At 58.9% G+C, this 3,260-nt stretch carries 4 protein-coding genes; 1 reads left to right on the top strand and 3 read right to left on the bottom strand.

Features of this window, described 5'->3' with window-relative positions; genetic code table 11:
• Positions 1-28: 28 nt before the first annotated feature.
• Positions 29-1,582 carry a M48 family metalloprotease gene (locus AC1D1X_RS19140; RefSeq protein ID WP_477698908.1) on the bottom strand — a complete coding sequence of 518 codons (1,554 nt, stop codon included), beginning with the start codon at positions 1,580-1,582 and terminating at the stop codon, positions 29-31.
• 64 nt (positions 1,583-1,646) lie between these two features.
• Positions 1,647-2,426 carry a TfpX/TfpZ family type IV pilin accessory protein gene (tfpZ, locus tag AC1D1X_RS19135; RefSeq protein ID WP_477670602.1) on the bottom strand — a complete coding sequence of 260 codons (780 nt, stop codon included), beginning with the start codon at positions 2,424-2,426 and terminating at the stop codon, positions 1,647-1,649.
• 39 nt (positions 2,427-2,465) lie between these two features.
• On the opposite strand from tfpZ, the gene moaC reads away from it, so the two are divergent.
• Positions 2,466-2,957 carry a cyclic pyranopterin monophosphate synthase MoaC gene (moaC, locus tag AC1D1X_RS19130; protein WP_477670601.1) on the top strand — a complete coding sequence of 164 codons (492 nt, stop codon included), beginning with the start codon at positions 2,466-2,468 and terminating at the stop codon, positions 2,955-2,957.
• A gap of 8 nt (positions 2,958-2,965) precedes the next feature.
• Here the strand turns inward: moaC and AC1D1X_RS19125 are convergent.
• A partial coding sequence (locus tag AC1D1X_RS19125; protein ID WP_477698907.1) for a Wzy polymerase domain-containing protein occupies positions 2,966-3,260 on the bottom strand: 295 nt, incomplete at its 5' end.

Raw genomic sequence — 3,260 nt, 5'->3', positions numbered from 1 at the left:
AGGCTCACTGATTTATTCGGTGCTGCAGCTAGCGATCGACTTTGTCCTGGAGCGCCTGCTCTTTAACAAGTAGTTCGGTCTGACGGGTTCGTGTGTCGATGATCGAACCCTCCACGTAATCTGCGTTGCCGGGGCTGCTGCGCATCAAGCCCTGCGCCGCCTTGAAGCGGTCCAGCGCCGCCGGGTAGTCCAGCTGGGCGGCGCGGCTTTCCGCATCAGCGCGAATCGCCTGAACCTGCTTGTTTTGCTTGCCGTACGCGACCGCAAGCAGCTGCCAGGCCATCGCGTCCTTGGGATGCAGCGTCACCCAGCTTTGTAGCCGGCCCGAAACGTCCTGCGCACGGTTCGCGGCCATCAACGACTGGGACTGCAGCAGTACCTCAGCGCGAGATGTCGCCCTGGAAATGTCAGCAGATGCCGCTGTCGGGGGAACCAAGCCGGCCATCAAGTCAATTTCAACGGCCAGCAGATCCACCGCATTGGCGGCATGCGGCGCACCCACAGCAAGCGGTTTCAACCGTTCCAGCAAGCCCTTCGCCGTGGTGAAGTCGCGCAGCCGGGCCGCCGCAAAAGCGCCACCATACAAAACTCCAGCATCACGCACATTGTCGGCCGTGGGAAGCGGTTGCAGTGCGGCAACAGGGCCGGTCTGGCGCTGGGCCTCCGCCACCATGGAGCGCAGCGCATCAACCCCCGGGGCTGCCAGGATGCGTGCCCGCGATGCCATCATGGCGTGTAACACGCGGGCCCTGCCGGCCTCGGTTTCTTTTTCGCGCGAGGGTTTTGCCGCGTCCGCTGAAGACAGTTGCACGCGCGCCCGCGCTTCGGCAATTCGCTCGGTCGTCAGCGGATGGGATCTCAAATAGGGAAAGGAGCCGTTGTCGTTCAGGCGCGAGGCCTGCTGCAGCTTTTCGAACATGGCCGAAACACCACGGCTTTCAAAACCCGCATCGGTCATGACCCCGAAACCCACGCGATCGGCCTCCCGCTCCATGTCCCTGGAAAAGTTGAGCTGGTTCTGCATCGCGACCGCCTGCCCGCCGACCACGGCGGCGCTGCCGGCATTGCTGCTCTTCCCGGCAGCCAGCACGCCAAGAATCATGGCGGCAATCATCCAGGGGGTCTGGCGCGACTGCTGCGTCAGCATGCGCGCAATATGCCGCTGGGTCACATGACTGAGTTCATGACCCATCACTGCGGCCACCTCATCGGAACTGCTCACCGCGGCCAGCAGGCCCAGGTGCACGCCAAAGTAGCCCCCGGGCAATGCAAAGGCATTGATGCTGCGGTCCCGGATCAGGAAAACCTGCCAGGCAAAACGCTCTTCAAGTTCGGCATTGAGCTCGCCCCGGGCCCTTGCGGCGGCCACCAGCGGCAACCAGATACTCTGGAGGTAATCGCCGAGCACCGGATCATCAATGTAGTCAGGGTCGCGGTAGATGCTGACGGCGATGCGGTCTCCGATACGGCGCTCTGCTGCCGCTGCGAGGTCGGAAGTTTCACCCAGCGATGGCAATGAACCCGTCGAGCCTCCGGTCGTACCGACGGGCGCCTGAGCCAGCGAGGAACCGCCCAAAGCCATGAACACAATGCAGGCCAGGGCAAGGCGGTTCAGGGCCGGACGCGGCTTCACGGACACAGTTCGCCTAGAAGGAGTCAATGGGTACAAATGCAATTACCTCTGCCGTTTTGGTGTCGATGAGAACAGTCCAGAAAGTCTTGCGCCCGATCATCGGGATATAGCCAATATCGCTGCTCTTGCGACCCGATGCCAACGCTGATGCCAATGCGTTATCGATATTAACAACCTGTGCCGGAAAACGGTTCTTGAGTTCTGCAAGAGGCTTGGCCTGTCTCAGGATCTGGGGCTTGGCCGTTTCATAGCTTTGCCATAAATCGGGACGAGCCCCCAGAGGCACGCCGTCCAGCGCCGCCATGGTTGCGTCGAAGCTTTCCTTGGCGTCCTTGAACTCCCGCACTGACAACAGTGTCGGCCCGGTCAACGGCAGTTGCCGCAGTCTTTCAGGCGCAAGAGAAAGRAGCCCCGGGTCAACTTCAATGGCATGAACCACCCGAAAACGGTCGAGTTCAAAAACCAGATGCACGGGACGGGCCACTGCAACCGTCCAGACACCATAAGCGAGCGCGGCCAGCTGCAAGAGCCCGATCACGCACAGATCGAGGCGCAACACTTTGCTCGGCTTGGCGATGTTGAATATGGCAAGGGTCATCAACGGCCCCATGATCACATCCACCGTAATGACCAACAGGAAGAGCTCGCGCCCCCCGGATATCTCACGATAGGGATAGGGATACCAAATGATAAAAACCAGCAACGCCGCGCACAGGGCTACTGCCAGGCTAATGCCTAAATGAATGCCAGAAGCCTTAAATCGGCTCCTCCAAAACTTTGGATTGTTGAACATGGTCTTATGATGATGGATACATGTAAAGGTTCTTGCTGCATGATGTCCGATTCAACACTCACCCATTTTGACGCCCGAGGCCAAGCCCACATGGTGGATGTATCCGGCAAGACTGCCACACACCGTGTGGCCATCGCGCAGGGCCGTATAGTAATGAATTTCACGACCCTGTCCATCATCCTTGCCGGTAGTGCAAAAAAGGGGGATGTACTGGGCATTGCACGCGTTGCCGGGATCATGGCAGCAAAAAAAACCAGCGATTTGATCCCGCTGTGCCATCCTTTAGCTTTGACACGGGTAGCCATAGAATTCACACCGGATGAGAAAAGCTCCTGCATCGCCTGTTCCGCAACAGTAGAAACCGTCGGCCCAACGGGCGTCGAAATGGAAGCATTGACTGCAGTGCAAATTTCGCTGTTGACCATCTATGACATGTGCAAGGCAGTAGATCGGAGCATGACCATCACCGATATACACGTGCTTGAAAAACACGGCGGCAAATCAGGCAGTTTCGTCCACGAACCCTTGTAGTACCGTCTTCATCTGGCCGCCGCTCCCGTCGAAGTAGCCTGTCCCGGTGCAAATTTGCTGTTTTGCCGCGTCCATTGTGCGTACTCCGTCGGGAAAGCGGCCCTGTAGCGCGCCAGCTGCTCGACAGCCACATCATCAGAGCCGAGCATCACTGCACTTTCGATGAGCTTTTCGATGACTCGCGGCTCCGGCGAGTAGTGCAGCAATGCGCTCGCGGTATTAAATGTCCACTGGGCGTTTGCAGGGGTCAGCGGGGTGAGAGAGATCTCGGCAAATCGCACTTGATCGGTGAATAGCCACGAG

This window comes from Polaromonas sp. P1_G4 (genome assembly GCF_056405475.1).
This window is presented reverse-complemented; position numbering and strand designations above follow the sequence as displayed.